Raw genomic sequence first — 13,883 nt, forward strand, 5'->3', positions numbered from 1 at the left:
CGCCGGCACATGACATCCCAGGAGACGACGATGACTGCTCTCGACGCGGCCGCAAGCCGCTCGCCCGCCGCACCCGCCCAATCGGGCGAGCTCGACCGCACCTACAAGAAAGTGTTCTGGCGCATCGTGCCGTTCCTGATGCTCTGCTACGTGGTCGCGTATCTCGATCGCGTCAACGTCGGCTTCGCGAAGCTGCAGATGTCGCAAGACCTCGCGTTCAGCGAAACCGTGTTCGGCCTCGGCGCCGGCATCTTCTTCCTCGGCTACTTCCTGTTCGAACTGCCGAGCAACATGCTGATGCACCGCATCGGCGCGCGCATCTGGATCGCGCGGATCATGATCACGTGGGGCCTGCTGTCCGCGCTGTTCGCGTTCGTGAAGACGCCGACGCAGTTCTACGTGCTGCGCTTCCTGCTCGGTCTCGCGGAAGCCGGCTTCTATCCGGGCGTGATCCTGTACCTCACGTACTGGTTCCCGTCGCATCGCCGCGCGAAGATCATCGCGGTGTTCATGTCGGCGATTCCGGTGTCGGGCATCTTCGGCAACCCGCTGTCGGGCTGGATCATGGAGCGCTTCCACGGCGGCTCGGGCTTCCACGGCTGGCAATGGATGTTCATGATCGAGGCCGTGCCGGCCGTGCTCGTCGGCATCGCGACGATCCTGTATCTCGACAACAGCATCCGCAGCGCGAAGTGGCTCGACGAGCGCGAGAAGCAGATCCTCGAGGATGAAATCGCCGCGCAGCCGCAGGAACAGCAACAGCACGGCCATTCGCTGAAGGCCGTGTTCTCCGATCCGCGCATGTGGTGGATGTCGCTGATCTACTTCGCGTTCGTCACCGGCCAGTACGGTCTCACGTTCTGGATGCCGACGCTCGTCAAGTCGACCGGCATCACCGATACGTTGCAGATCGGCCTGCTGTCGGCGATTCCGTTCGTCGTCGCGATCGTCGTGATGAACCTGTTCGGCCACAGCGCGGACAAGCGCCGCGAACGCCGCTGGCACCTGATCGTGCCGGCGCTGATGGGCGCGGTCGGGTTTGCGGTCGCCGCGTCGTACTCGCACAATACGGCGGTGTCGATCGTGTTCCTGTCGCTCGCGGCAGGCGGCGTGCTGACCTGCGCACCGCTGTTCTGGTCGCTGCCGACCGCGTTCCTCGCCGGCTCCGCCGCGGCCGCAGGAATCGCGATCATCAACTCGGTCGGCAACCTCGCCGGGTTCGCGAGCCCGTACGTGATCGGCTACCTGAAGGACGTCACGCACAGCACGTCGTCCGGCATGTACGTGCTGGCCGCCATGCTCGTGATCGGCGCGATCGCCGTGTGGCTCACGCCCGCGAAACTCGTGAACCGCTGATCCGTCATTCGACGCGGGGCGCCGTGCGCCCTGCCCCATTCATTCACAGGACCCGCTGCCATGCCTCGCTTCGCCGCCAACCTCTCGATGATGTACACCGAGCACGCGTTCCTCGAACGCTTCGCCGCTGCCTCGTACGACGGCTTCAAGGCCGTCGAGTACCTGTTCCCGTACGACTTCGCCGCCGAGGACATCCGCGCGCGCCTCGACGCGCACAATCTCGAGCAGGCGCTGTTCAACGCGCCGCCGGGCGACTGGGCCGCCGGCGAGCGCGGGATCGCGTCGCTGCCGGGCCGCGAGGACGAGTTCCGGCGCGGCATCGACCAGGCGCTCGACTATGCGCGCGTGCTCGGCAACAAGAAGCTGCACGTGATGGCCGGGATGGTCGCGCCGGGCGCCGACCGCGCGCGCCATCGCGATACCTACGTGGCGAACCTGCGGCATGCGACGGAGGCCGCCGCCGCACACGGCATCACGGTGCTGATCGAGCCGATCAACCAGCGCGACATGCCCGGCTATTTCCTGAGCCGCCAGGACGATGCGCATGACATCCGCGCGGAAGTCGGCGCGCCGAACCTGAAGGTGCAGTTCGACTGCTATCACTGCCAGATCGTCGAAGGCGACCTCGCGATGAAGCTCAAGCGCGATTTCGCGGGCATCGGCCACATCCAGATCGCCGGCGTGCCCGAGCGTCACGAGCCGGACATCGGCGAACTCAACTACCCGTATCTGTTCGAGCTGATCGACGCGCTCGGCTACGACGGCTGGATCGGCTGCGAATATCGCCCGAAGGCCGGCACGTCCGAAGGGCTCGGCTGGCTCAAGCCTTATCTGTAATCCACGTATTCCGAAGAGGTCTCACAACATGAAAGTACTGATCACCGGCGGCGCCGGCTTTCTCGGCCAGCGTCTCGCGCGCAAGCTGCTCGAGCGCGGCGAACTGATCGGCCCCGACGGCCGAACCGGCAAGATCGACGAGCTGGTGCTGCTCGACGTCGTGAAGGGCAGCGATTTCGGCGACGCGCGCGTGACGTCGATCGTCGGCGACATCGCCGATCGCACGGTGCTCGAAAGCGCGATCGACGCGCGGACGGGCGCGATCTTCCATCTCGCGGCGATCGTCAGCGGGCAGGCCGAAGCCGATTTCGATCTCGGCATGCGGATCAACCTCGACGCGTCGCGCACGCTGCTCGAAGTGTGCCGCGCGCGCGGCCATCGTCCGCGCGTCGTGTTCACGAGCTCGGTGGCCGTCTACGGCGGCGTGTTGCCCGACGTCGTGCAGGACGACACCGCGCTGAATCCGCAATCGTCGTACGGCGCGGAGAAGGCGATCGCCGAACTGCTGCTGTGCGACTACGCACGGCGCGGCTTCGTCGACGGCCGCGTGCTGCGGCTGCCGACCATCAGCGTGCGGCCGGGCCGCCCGAACGCGGCGGCGTCGTCGTTCGCGAGCGGCATCATCCGCGAACCGCTGAACGGCGAGGAAAGCGTGTGCCCGGTGCCCGGTTCGACGCGGCTGTGGCTGCTGTCGCCGCGCGGCGCGATCGACGCGCTCGTCGCGGGTTGCGAGATCGACAGCGAGAAGCTCGGCAACAAGCGCGTGATCAACCTGCCCGGCCTGTCGGTGTCGGTCGACGAAATGATCGCGGCACTGCGCGAAGTCGCGGGCGACGACGTCGTGAAGCTGATCCGCCATGCGCCGGACGAACGCGTCGAGAAGATCGTCGGCAGCTGGCCGGGCCGCTGGGACACGACGCGCGCCGAAGCGCTCGGCCTGAAGGGCGACACGTCGTTCGCGGACGTGATCCGCAGCTACATCGCCGACGAGCAACGTTGATCGCCGCGCCGCCCGGCGAGGCAAGCGGCCGCGTCGGCGGACCGCTGCCCGCCTGGCTGGCCGGCAACGTCGGGCCGCATCAACGCGGCCCGGCGGACTCCCCGACGGGCATCGATGCGCGCTTCGCCTGGTACGGCGAGCGCGCCGCGCCGGCCGCATGCTGCCATGCGAGCAAGCCCGGCAAATAGAACAGCAAGTCGCGCACACGCCGCGCGCCGGCGAGCGCCAGGCAGGTCGGCGCGTCGAACCCCAGCAGCCCGCCGATCAGCACGAACCCGCCCTCCTGCACGCCCAGTCCGCCCGGCATCAGGAACGCGATGCTGCTCAGGAGCTGGATCAGCGCTTCGATCGCGAGCGCCTGCGCAAACGTCGGATCGGCGCCGAGGAAATGCAGCGCGAGCCAGATTTCCAGCGAATAGCCGACAAATTGCAGCGTCTGCCAGATCGCCAGATAGCGGACGACGACACCCGTCTTTCTCCAGATCATCCGGATCGACTGATCGGTGCGTGCCGATTCGCCGACCAGCGCCACCACCTTGCCGCTCGTGACGCGGTTGACCACGCGCATCGCGCGTTCGAACGGCCGCGCGTGCTGAACCAGCGCGAACAGCAGCAGCACCGGCACGAGCGCCGCCATGCCGATGGCGAGGCGCGCGGCCACCTGCGCGGCGTCGGACGACACGTGCTCGAGCACGTAGCCGATCGCGACCAGCGCGAACACGAGTTGGCTGATCAGCGTCAGTTGCATGTCCGCGACGAGGCTCGCCACGGCGGTCGCCGGGCGCACGCCCGCCTGCCGCAGCAGGCTGAACGACACGATCTCGCCGCCGATCCGCGCGACCGGCAACAGCCCGTTGATCGATTCGCGGATCCATACGAGCTTGAGCATCGTCGCGAACGACGGCCGGCGCGGACCACGGATCAGCATCCGCCAGTCCCACGCATTCGCGAGCATCGGCAGGATGTGGGCCAGCGCGGCGACCAGCAACCCGGCCCCGGCAATCCGCAACCGGTGCAGGATCTCCAGCGGATGCTCGCGCCAGATCAGCCACACCGCGAGCACCAGCCCGGCCAGCGCCGCCGCTCGCCCCGCATGCCGCAACCGTGCGTCGCGACGCGCGGGCGGCCGGTCCGCGCCTTCGACATCGGAATGCGCGTCGTGCATCATGATTTCCCCGCCGGCGACAACAAGCCCTCGCGGTCGACGCGAAAGCGCGTGCCGCGCCAGACGACGTGCGACGAGAAGAAGCTCGACACGAACACCGCGAACTGCAGCAAATCGACGAACGGCAGCCAGAGCGCGCCGCGCAGACCCGCCCCGGTGGCGCGGCTCGTCCGGAACATCAGCAGCGCCCGCGCGACGAGTGCCGCGACCACCAGCCACCAGGCGGCGAGCGTGCCGCCGGAAAACAGCACGGCCAGCAATGCAAGCGGCAGCGGATGCATCAGCACCGACCCGGCGTGACCGAGCCGGTCCGCCGCGCGGATCGTGCAGCTCCAGCGCAATTCGTGCGCATACAGCCTGGCGAAGGTCTCTTCGACACAGGCATGTCCGACGACGAACGGCGGAACGACGACCTGCGCGCCGACCTGCCGCACCGCTTCGCCGAGCGCGTGATCCTCGGCCAGGTGGTGCGCGAAACGCGTGAGTCCGCCGATGCGTTCGAGCGTCGCGCGCGTGATCGCAATCGTCTGGCCAAAGCACGGACGGGCACGCCCGATGAAAAGCCCGGTAATGACGCCCGGCAGGAAATGGTAGTTCGTCATCGCGACTGCGACACCGGGCCAGAAGCCCGGCGACGCGACGCCGCGATACACGCTCGTCACGATGCCGACTTCCGGCTGCTGTAGCGCGCCGACGACGGCACGCAGATAATCGCGCTCGACCAGCACATCGCTGTCGGCGAGACACAGCACCGAATGTTCCGCGTGTTCGAGCATGTTGACGAGATTCGCGATCTTGCGATTCGGCCCGTATAACCGCGCATCGGCGACGACCTTGATGTTCGCGTCCGGATGGCGCGCGCGAAGCGTCTCGACGGCCGCGAGCGCCGCGTCGCCCGCATCGTGCACGCCGAACAGATGTTGTACCGGCCCCGGATAATCCTGGACGAAGAAGCTTTCAAGATGCTGTACGAGGTTCCATTCGTCGCCGTGCAGCGGTTTCGCGACGGTGACGCCCGGATAGTCGCGCGGCACCGCCCGCGCGCGCGAAAAGAACCGGCCGACCAGCACGCTGGCCGTGACAGTGTAGGCAATGCCGAGCAACACGCCCAGCCCGCAGGCGATCGACATCGCGCCGGCCAGCGCGTACAGCACATGCAGCAAGACCATGCTTCTCCCCAGTGGTGGCCCAATGACGGCGACGCTCGGGGCCGGCACGCGCGAACGCGCGCTCACCCGTACACGCCGCCGTATCGATTCCCGTTGAGCCGGATATGCAGGACGACCAGCCGACGGTACGCGCAATCAGATGACACGGCTACCGTGCGGCGATCGATTCCGGACACGCGCACATAGCCGCAGACATCCGCGGCCCTGAACGCCGCGTCTGCCACCTTACGGGCCGACAGGATCGCGGTCGCGACCGCGACGACGGCCCAGATGCGGAATGTCATCGTCGTGAAAAACGCTTCGGGTACGCGCAGCGCAAACAACGAAACCAGCACGAAACACTGAATGAACATGCCGGCGAGCGCGGCGATCAACAGATAGGCGCGCCATCGCTCGATCGTCGAGGGTGCCATCAGGAATGAACCTCCCGTGCGGACGACCCGCATCGATCCTGCTTCGATCGACACGGTCGCGGGGGTGGACGGGCAAGCGCGTGCGGGACGCGCGGAACCCGGTTCGGGGATCAGGGGAAGCGGAGTTCGACCCGAGAAATGTTGTGGCCGATCGTAGCCGGAATGCCGGTGCCGAACCTTAAGCGATCTTCAGAATCGGGCGATATTTGAGGGAGCGCAATTACAATCCGTTGCACGACGCGCACAGTCCGGCTCGTACAATTGCATATATCTGCACACGAATCGACCATGCGACTCCTCCTTGTCGAAGACGACGACCTCATCGGCAGCGGCCTCGAAATCAGCCTGAGTCAGGCTGGTTATCAGGTCGACTGGCTGCGCGACGGTCATGCCGCCGCCGCCGCGCTCGCGACGACGCGCTTCGCCCTCGTCGCCCTCGATCTCGGCTTGCCCGGCAAATCGGGAACGGAACTGCTGCGTGCGATGCGGGACGCGGGCGATACCACGCCGGTGCTCGTACTGACCGCGCGCGGCACCGTGGCCGATCGGGTCCGCGGCCTCGACGACGGCGCCGACGACTATCTCGCGAAACCGTTCGAGCTGTCCGAGGTGCTCGCCCGCTGCCGCGCGCTCGTGCGCCGCTCCCAGGGTCGCGCCGGCGACGAGATCGTGTGGCGCGACATCACGATCGACCTGACCACCCAAACGGTGACACGCGATGCGGCGCGCATCGCGCTGACGTCACGCGAATGGACCATCCTCGTTCAGCTCGTCAGTCATGCGGGCATGCCCCAGTCGCGGGCGCGTCTCGAGGACGGCCTGTACGGATGGCAGGAAGGCATCGAAAGCAATGCGATCGAGGTTCACATCTCGAATCTGCGCAAGAAGCTCGGCGCGGAACTGATCCGGACGGTGCGAGGCATCGGTTACGTCGTCGACAAACCATGATCTCGCGCTCGATACGGCGCCGCGTTTCGGCGATGGCGCTCGGCTGCGTGACCGTCGTCTGGATCGTCGCCGTGTTCGGCAGCTTCCGGCACGCGACACGCGAGATCGGCGAATGGGAAGACGCCCGTCTCGTCGAATATGCGTCGCTGCTCGTCGACCTCGCGCCGGCCGACCTCGACCGCCTCGCCCGCTTCCCGCCCGACGCGCGCATCGAACTGGCTCACGGCACGCCGGCCGCCGCCCGAGACAACGACGGCGATCGTCTGCCGCGCGACGTACTGTTCGAAGTCCGCGACGCGCGGGGCAACGTCGTCGCGTCGAGCCTGCCGGTCGACGCTCCCGGCCGGCCCGATGCAGCCGGCCGAAGCGACACCCCCGAAACGATCGTCGTGCGCGGCGCGCAATGGCGCACGCACACGCTGCGCGACGACGCGTCGGGACGATGGATACGGGTGATGGAGCCGGCCAACACGCGCAGCGATCTCGCGACGGGCATCGCGAGCGGCATCGTCTGGCCGCTGATCGTCGCGCTCCCGGTGCTGGCGTTGCTGCTCTGGTTCCTGATCGGGCGCAGTCTCGCGCCGCTCAAAACACTGTCGACGCTGATCGGCGCGCGCGATGCGCGCTCGCTCGAACCGCTCGGCGTCACGACCGTTCCGGAAGAAGTCCGCACGCTGGTCGACGCGATCGACCGCCTGCTCGCCAGATTGCGGCAGTCCATCGTGCGCGAGCGGGCATTCACGTCCGACGCGGCGCACGAACTCAAGACGCCGCTGGCCGCGATCAAGGTTCAGGCTCAGGTGGCGCTCGCGACCGACGATCCGGTGCGCAAGCAGCTCGCAATGCAGCGCGTGGTACAAGGCGTCGACCGCAGCGCGCGTCTCGCCGAACAGTTGCTGCTGCTCGCGCGGCTCGACGAATACGAACGCATTCCGGTGCGCGCCGTCGTCGTCCGCGAACTGGTCGACGCGGCCATCGAGCGGCATCTCGCGAAGGCGTCGGATCACTGCATCGCCATCGTCGCCAGCGGCACGCCCGGGCGAGCGATTCAGGCCGATCCGATCCTGCTCGGCATCCTGCTCGACAACCTGCTCGACAACGCGGTCAAGTACGGCCGGCAGGGGGGCCGCATCGAGATCGACGTACACGACGACGGCGCCGCGCAGCGCATCGTCGTGCGCGACGACGGGCCCGGCGTCGCCCCCGGCGAGCACGAGCGGCTCGGTGATCGTTTCTATCGCGGCGTGGGCACGCAGTTGCCCGGCAGCGGGCTCGGGCTGTCGATCGTCCAGCGCATCGCGCAATACTTCGGCGGCACCGTGCAATTCGGGGCCGGCATCGGCGGCCGCGGCCTCGGCGTCACGATCTCGATGCCGTCGGCCGAATCCGCCCGGATTGATCGCACGCAGGCGTTATCGGACGAAGCCGGTGCGCGACCGCACGCTTAACGTTTCGTTAAGGATTCGGCCGTAAAATCCGCCGGAAGATACGGTCCTCATCCGCTTGCCAGGAGCTTTCATGTCTACAACCACCCGATACGACGCAGTCGCACGCCTTCTTCACTGGCTGATCGTGGCGCTGGTCGTCGCGCAGTATCTAATCGGCTGGACGATGCCCGACGTGCATCGCGACACGCAACCGGTCGGCCTGATCGCCGCGCACCTGATCGTGGGCACCGCGTTGCTTGCCGCAATGGCTTGCCGCGTGCTCTGGCGCGTGACGCATCGCCCGCCCGCCGACGAACTGTCGCCTGCGATGCGCGCGGTGTCCGGCGCAACGCACTTCGGGCTCTATGCATTGCTGATCGCGGTGCCGTTGCTCGGCTGGATCAATGCGTCGTCGCGCGCATGGGCCGTGACGCTGTTCGGTGTCGTCCCGCTGCCGGCGCTGTCGGCAGCCGGCTCGGGCTTCGGGCACGCGATGGGCGACGTGCACGGCATCCTCGCGTGGGTGCTGTTCGGCGGCATCTGCCTTCACGTCGCGGCCGCGGTCGCGCATCGTTTCGTCCTGCGCGACGGCGTCATGCAACGGATGATGCCCTGGTAATCTCGCCACCATGCGCCATGGCGCACCATCGCAGGCAGCGATCCGGCAATGACGGATCGCGCGCTCGCCTGCATCGCGGCTCACCCTGCAATCCACCTGCGCGCCCATCGGAATCGGGCAACGCGCTGATCGCGGCGCCGCGCGAAGCGGCGCGCGATCGACGGCCTCGCCGTCCGTGCGGTTCGGCCAGGCCGCGTGCCGCGAGCGGCGTGCGTATTGCCGTACCGCGAGCACGTCGGCCCGAAGACACATACGTACATGTCGGCACCTAGTTAGTCGGTCTGCGCCGGCATGACGGCGGCCGGCGCGGGCGCGGCGGGCAAAGCCGCCATCCTCGCCCGATCCTGCTCGGCGACCTTCGCCAGCGCGGCCTGAATGTCCGCCGGATATTCTCCGTCGTCCCCCTTCGACGGATCGTAGCCCGCTGCTTCCAGACGAATCAGTTCCTCGCGAACCTGTGCACGCGTGAGCGGCGCATTCGATTGCGCGAATGCAGACTGACCGGATACAACGCCGATCATCATCAGTAGTGCGATGCAAGTTTTCATCATGAACTCCTTCAATGTTGCGTGCCGATCGACCTTCGTGGATGTCGGGCCGGCCGCGGTGGCCCGCTACTTCAGCTTCCGAAATACGGCGTGCAGAAGCTCTCGGGGCCCACGCACGCGGCCGAGCGCGGACGCGACGGCAGTATCGTCGGCCTCCCCGCATCGGAAGTCGCGGCCGGATCGCTGCCGACCGCGGTTTCGGCCTGATGCCGAGGCATCTGTTCGGCCTGCTGCCGGAATAGCGGACTCACGTCCGGATACGACGTATCGGTCACGAAGCGCAGTCCGTTGTTTTCGGCGTCGATCAATTGCTGCCTGACCTGCGCGCGCGTCAGTGCCTGTGCCGACGCAGGCGTCGCGACACTCGCGACAGACATCGCCGCCACCGTGGCGGCCACCAGCCAATGCGTATTCATGCTCACTCCTTCGGAAGTCAACGAAACGACGTGCTACACCCGTATGACGACGCGGGGTGCCCGTTTATTCCCGGAATGGCGAACCGCTTGCGCAGGACATTCATCGAACTGTCATTCTTTCGTCAGCCGGCGTAACCTGACGTAACGCAGGCCCCACCGCGCGTGGGGCAGACTGACGACACCTTGTGGATCGCGCCTCGATCATGTCCGTCGCTTACGACTATGCAGCCGGCCTGCTTCGCACGCTGTTCGACCGTCATATCGACAGCGGTGCCGTGCTCGACCCGGCCATGTTCCCCGACGCCGAGCGATTCGTCCGCGCGTGGCCGGCCATTCGCGCGGAAGCGTTGGCCGTCGCGCGCGACCTGCCGCGCATCCCGCGCTTCCACGAGATCATGCGCGAGCAGCACGACATCTCGGCCAACGATGCACGCGACTGGCGGATGTTCATCATGCAGGCGTACGGCCAGCCGTTTCCGCGCAACCTGTCGCGTTGCCCGACCGTCGAATCGATCGTCGCGGCGTCGCCGGACGTGTTGTCCGCGTCGCTGTCGTTCCTCGCGCCCGGCAAACACATTCCGCCGCATCGCGGACCGTTCCGCGGCATCCTGCGCGGCTATCTCGTGCTGTCGATGCCGAAGCGCGCCGACGGCACGCCGGCTGCAGTGCTGAAGATCGATGGCCATGAATACCGGCTCGAAGAAGGCCGCTTCCTGCTGTGGGACGACACGTTCGTGCACGAGGTGTGGAACGACAGCGACGCAGTGCGAATCGTGCTGCTGCTCGATATCCGACGGCGCGGCATGCCGCGCTTGCTGACGTGGCTGTCGAATGCGGTGATCGGCGTCGTGCGGCTCGGAATCCGGATGCGGGGGCAATCGATCCCGGTCTAGCCATCCGCACCGCGGCCGCCCGTCGCGGTCAATCCTCGCGCGCCAGACGCGTCAGGACCTCCGCGAGCGCTTGAATCGCGGGTTGCGTGGCGCGCTGCGTCGGGTAGACGAGGTAGTAACCGAGGCCGTTGCGCACCACCTCCGGGAACGGCGTGACCAGCGCGCCGGCTGCCAGCCGGTCCGCCGCCATGCGCGGATCGCCGATCGCGACGCCGTGCGCGTCAGCCGCGGCCGTCAACGTCAGTTCGAGCGTATCGAATACGAGCCCGGTGCCCGGGTCGATCCGCGTTGCGCCGACGGCGTCAAGCCAGCATCGCCATTCGTCGCGATTGCGTGCGGGATGCAGCAGCGTCGCATGCGCGAGATCGGCGATCGACTTCAACGACGCACCGATCTCGCGCGTACACATCGGCGTGAGGCACTCGTCGAACAGCGGCACCGCCACCATTCCCACCCAGTTTCCGGTACCGCGCACGACGATGGCATCGAAATCGGCGTCGGTGAAATCCGGCGTGTCGTCCGCCGACGTGTGAATGCGCAATTCGGTTCGCGGCAACGCGTGATTGAGCGCCGGGAGCCGCGGCAGCAGCCACCGGATCGCGAACGTGGATGGCAAGCGCAACGTCAGGGTCGACGCGGAATGCGCATGGGCATGCGCGTGTCGCGCCAGTTGCGCGAGCACGTCGATGGCCACCGTCAGCAGCGCGCCGCCTTCCGCGGTCAACGTCAATCCCGACGGATGACGAACGAACAACGCACACCGGTAGTGCGCTTCCAGTTGCTGCACCTGACGGCTCACCGCACCTTGGGTCCGGCACAGATGCTCGGCCGCGCGGTTGAAACTGCCGAGTTCGGCGGCGGCGACGAAGGCCTGGAACGCCGTCAGCGGCGGCAGCGCACGCGTGAGATCCGCCAGCGGATATGCGCGGGCGGCATACCCGGGTTGCGGATTATTCGTTTGTTCGGTCATCGCTGCATCGCTATCGTGGTTGAACCGGCTCGCGACGGCTGTCGCGGACGGCTCGTCATCTATCAACGGAGAAATACCATGGTCTCGTCGTCCGACGCACTATATACGCGGCAGGTCGATACCTACCTGAAAGCGCTCGAACGCGGCGACGTCGCCGAGATCTGCGCGCTGTTCGCGCCGGATGCGCGGATATTCTCGCCGTTTCTCGGCTGGATGGCGCCGCAGCCCTTTTTCGAAAAAGTCGCGGCGGCATCCGGACAAAGCCGGATCACGCCGATCGACATCTGCGTCAGCACGACGGGCGCACATCGGGCCACCGGCTATTTCGTCTACGACTGGGGACTGAAGGACGGCGCCGAGGTGCGGTTCGAATGCGTCGACGTCTTCGAATTCGACGACAACGCGCGCATCGAGCGCATGGTCATCATCTACGACACGCATCCGGTGCGAAGTACCGTCGGCGACAAGTACGCATAGCCGGATCGTTGCGCGGCGCAGCAACGTCGCCGCGCCGCCGGCCGTACCGCAAATGCCGCTGATGGCCCGATCGATCGCCTACACTACAGACCGTCCCCCCGCGCGGCTCCTGCCAGCCACTACCATGGCCCACCTCTTCTTCGCGGCGTCGATCCAGCGCCATATCGACACGCCCGAGCGCGACATCGACGCACGGACGCTCGGCGAAGCGCTTGAAACCGTCTTCGGCGAGCAGCCGCGGCTGCGCGGCTATATCGTCGACGACCAGGGTGCGCTGCGAAAGCACCTGTCGGTGTTCATCGACGGCCAGCCGGTGCGCGACCGGCAACACCTGTCCGACGCGCTCGGCGATGCCAGCCGCGTCTATGTCGTGCAGGCGCTGTCCGGCGGATAAAGGGACGCATCTCCATCGAAGCAAGTGCCCGGTCGGACCAACTGGAGACACCCGACATGAACGATCGACTGCTCGTCGCGACCCGCAAGGGCCTGTTCGTGCTGCACGCCGACGGCAACGGCGGCTGGTCGCTCGGCGAGCCGCACTTCATCGGCGAACCCGTCAGCATGGCGCTGGCCGACCCGCGCGACGGCACGCTGTATGCGGCGCTCAATCTCGGCCACTTCGGCGTCAAGCTGCATCGGCGGCGTGCCGGTGCCGCCGCATGGGAAGAATGTGCGGTGCCCGTCTATCCGCCGCAGCCCGCCGACACGCCTCGCGCCGACACCGGCACCCACGCAGGCGCCGGCGATTCGGAGGACGAAGCACCTGCTCCGCCGCGCCCACCGTGGACGCTTCAGCAGATCTGGTCGCTCGAAGCCGGCGGCGCCGACGAGCCGGGCGTGCTGTGGGCCGGCACGATACCGGGCGGACTGTTCCGCTCCGACGACGGCGGCGATTCGTGGGTGCTCAACCGCGCGCTATGGGACCGCCCGGAGCGCGCCGAGTGGTTCGGCGGCGGCTACGATGCCGCCGGCATCCATTCGGTGATGATCGATCCGCGCGACAGCCGGCACGTGACGATCGGGATTTCGTGCGGCGGCGTCTGGCAGACCTTCGACGGCGGCGCGACCTGGCGCGTCAGCGCCGACGGCATGGAAGCCGACTACATGCCGCCCGAGCGGCGCGGCGAACCCAACGTGCAGGATCCGCACCGCGTCGTCCAGTGTGCAGCCGCTCCCGATGTGCTGTGGACCCAGCATCACTGTGCGATCTTCCGCTCGACCGACGGCGCCGCGCACTGGCAGCGGATCGAGGCGCAGCCGTCGAGCTTCGGCTTTGCGGTCGCCGTGCATCCGGCAGATCCTGACACCGCGTGGTTCGTGCCGGCCGTGAAGGATGCGTGCCGGATTCCGGTGAATGGCCGGTTCGTCGTCACGCGCACGCGCGACGGCGGCCGCAGCTTCGAGACGCTGTTGAACGGGCTGCCGCCCGAGCCGGCCTACGACCTCGTGTATCGGCACGGGCTCGCGGTGGACGACTCCGGCACGCATCTCGCGATGGCGTCGACGACGGGCGGGTTATGGACGTCCGGCGACGGCGGTGACAACTGGCGGCAGGTCTCCGCGCATTTGCCGCCGGTGTATTGCGTGCGTTTCGGGTAACGAACGATTCGCACGCGTCGCAGCGCAATGGAAGCGCCGGACCGTT

General features: G+C 67.4%; 16 protein-coding genes. 10 read left to right on the forward strand and 6 right to left on the reverse strand.

Annotation, left to right across the window (positions count from 1 at the left end):
* The first annotated feature begins 30 nt into the window (after positions 1-30).
* From WS87_RS26730 to denD, 3 genes are read left to right on the forward strand one after another with little or no spacing between them, the layout of a single operon-like run.
* Positions 31-1,356: an MFS transporter gene (locus tag WS87_RS26730; RefSeq protein ID WP_059819708.1), complete on the forward strand. Its 1,326-nt coding sequence runs from the start codon at positions 31-33 to the stop codon at positions 1,354-1,356.
* 60 nt (positions 1,357-1,416) lie between these two features.
* Positions 1,417-2,193 (forward strand): 2-oxo-tetronate isomerase, encoded by a 777-nt coding sequence (gene otnI / locus WS87_RS26735; RefSeq protein ID WP_059819579.1) that lies wholly within the window; start codon positions 1,417-1,419, stop codon positions 2,191-2,193.
* Between the two features lie 28 nt (positions 2,194-2,221).
* Entirely contained in the window at positions 2,222-3,193 is a 972-nt protein-coding gene (denD, locus tag WS87_RS26740; RefSeq protein ID WP_059819580.1) for a D-erythronate dehydrogenase, read from the forward strand.
* 79 nt (positions 3,194-3,272) lie between these two features.
* Here denD and WS87_RS26745 read toward each other — a convergent pair whose 3' ends face one another.
* The 3 genes from WS87_RS26745 to WS87_RS26755 form a co-directional block, all read right to left on the reverse strand.
* On the reverse strand, positions 3,273-4,361 hold the full coding sequence (locus tag WS87_RS26745) for a lysylphosphatidylglycerol synthase domain-containing protein (protein ID WP_059819581.1): 1,089 nt from the start codon (positions 4,359-4,361) through the stop codon (positions 3,273-3,275).
* Positions 4,358-5,527 (reverse strand): bacteriohopanetetrol glucosamine biosynthesis glycosyltransferase HpnI, encoded by a 1,170-nt coding sequence (gene hpnI, locus WS87_RS26750; RefSeq protein ID WP_059819582.1) that lies wholly within the window; start codon positions 5,525-5,527, stop codon positions 4,358-4,360. The genes WS87_RS26745 and hpnI overlap by 4 nt, the downstream gene beginning before the upstream one ends.
* Before the next feature lie 62 nt (positions 5,528-5,589).
* A complete protein-coding gene (locus tag WS87_RS26755) occupies positions 5,590-5,901 on the reverse strand; it encodes a hypothetical protein (RefSeq protein ID WP_159085709.1) in 312 nt (103 codons plus the stop codon).
* 327 nt (positions 5,902-6,228) lie between these two features.
* Between WS87_RS26755 and WS87_RS26760 the strand changes: the two genes are divergently transcribed.
* The 3 genes from WS87_RS26760 (at position 6,229) to WS87_RS26770 (ending at position 8,934) form a co-directional block, all read left to right on the forward strand.
* Positions 6,229-6,888, forward strand: a complete 660-nt coding sequence (locus tag WS87_RS26760; RefSeq protein WP_059819584.1) for a response regulator — start codon at positions 6,229-6,231, stop codon at positions 6,886-6,888.
* On the forward strand, positions 6,885-8,336 hold the full coding sequence (locus WS87_RS26765) for an ATP-binding protein (protein WP_059819585.1): 1,452 nt from the start codon (positions 6,885-6,887) through the stop codon (positions 8,334-8,336). The genes WS87_RS26760 and WS87_RS26765 overlap by 4 nt, the downstream gene beginning before the upstream one ends.
* 70 nt (positions 8,337-8,406) lie before the next feature.
* On the forward strand, positions 8,407-8,934 hold the full coding sequence (locus tag WS87_RS26770; RefSeq protein WP_059819586.1) for a cytochrome b: 528 nt from the start codon (positions 8,407-8,409) through the stop codon (positions 8,932-8,934).
* Between the two features lie 272 nt (positions 8,935-9,206).
* Here WS87_RS26770 and WS87_RS26775 read toward each other — a convergent pair whose 3' ends face one another.
* Both WS87_RS26775 and WS87_RS26780 read right to left on the reverse strand, forming a co-directional pair.
* Positions 9,207-9,482, reverse strand: a complete 276-nt coding sequence (locus tag WS87_RS26775; RefSeq protein ID WP_059689009.1) for a DUF4148 domain-containing protein — start codon at positions 9,480-9,482, stop codon at positions 9,207-9,209.
* Positions 9,483-9,553: 71 nt separating this feature from the next.
* Entirely contained in the window at positions 9,554-9,898 is a 345-nt protein-coding gene (locus tag WS87_RS26780; protein ID WP_059819587.1) for a DUF4148 domain-containing protein, read from the reverse strand.
* A gap of 203 nt (positions 9,899-10,101) precedes the next feature.
* Here WS87_RS26780 and WS87_RS26785 point away from each other — a divergent pair, with 203 nt between their 5' ends.
* Positions 10,102-10,791 carry an aspartyl/asparaginyl beta-hydroxylase domain-containing protein gene (locus WS87_RS26785; protein ID WP_059819588.1) on the forward strand — a complete coding sequence of 230 codons (690 nt, stop codon included), beginning with the start codon at positions 10,102-10,104 and terminating at the stop codon, positions 10,789-10,791.
* 28 nt (positions 10,792-10,819) lie between these two features.
* On the opposite strand, the gene WS87_RS26790 is transcribed toward WS87_RS26785, so the two are convergent.
* Positions 10,820-11,761, reverse strand: coding sequence for a LysR substrate-binding domain-containing protein (locus WS87_RS26790; protein WP_059819589.1), 942 nt, complete (start codon positions 11,759-11,761; stop codon positions 10,820-10,822).
* A 78-nt stretch (positions 11,762-11,839) separates the two neighbouring features.
* On the opposite strand from WS87_RS26790, the gene WS87_RS26795 reads away from it, so the two are divergent.
* The 3 genes from WS87_RS26795 to WS87_RS26805 all read left to right on the forward strand — a co-directional run bounded on the left by WS87_RS26795 (position 11,840) and on the right by WS87_RS26805 (position 13,837).
* Entirely contained in the window at positions 11,840-12,238 is a 399-nt protein-coding gene (locus WS87_RS26795) for a nuclear transport factor 2 family protein (RefSeq protein WP_059819590.1), read from the forward strand.
* A 124-nt stretch (positions 12,239-12,362) separates the two neighbouring features.
* Positions 12,363-12,632: a MoaD/ThiS family protein gene (locus WS87_RS26800; RefSeq protein ID WP_006749905.1), complete on the forward strand. Its 270-nt coding sequence runs from the start codon at positions 12,363-12,365 to the stop codon at positions 12,630-12,632.
* A gap of 56 nt (positions 12,633-12,688) precedes the next feature.
* Entirely contained in the window at positions 12,689-13,837 is a 1,149-nt protein-coding gene (locus WS87_RS26805; protein ID WP_059819591.1) for a WD40/YVTN/BNR-like repeat-containing protein, read from the forward strand.
* Positions 13,838-13,883: the final 46 nt, after the last annotated feature.

Origin of the sequence: Burkholderia sp. MSMB0856, from assembly GCF_001524645.2 — a bacterium.
GTDB classification, from domain to species: Bacteria; Pseudomonadota; Gammaproteobacteria; order Burkholderiales; family Burkholderiaceae; genus Burkholderia; species Burkholderia diffusa.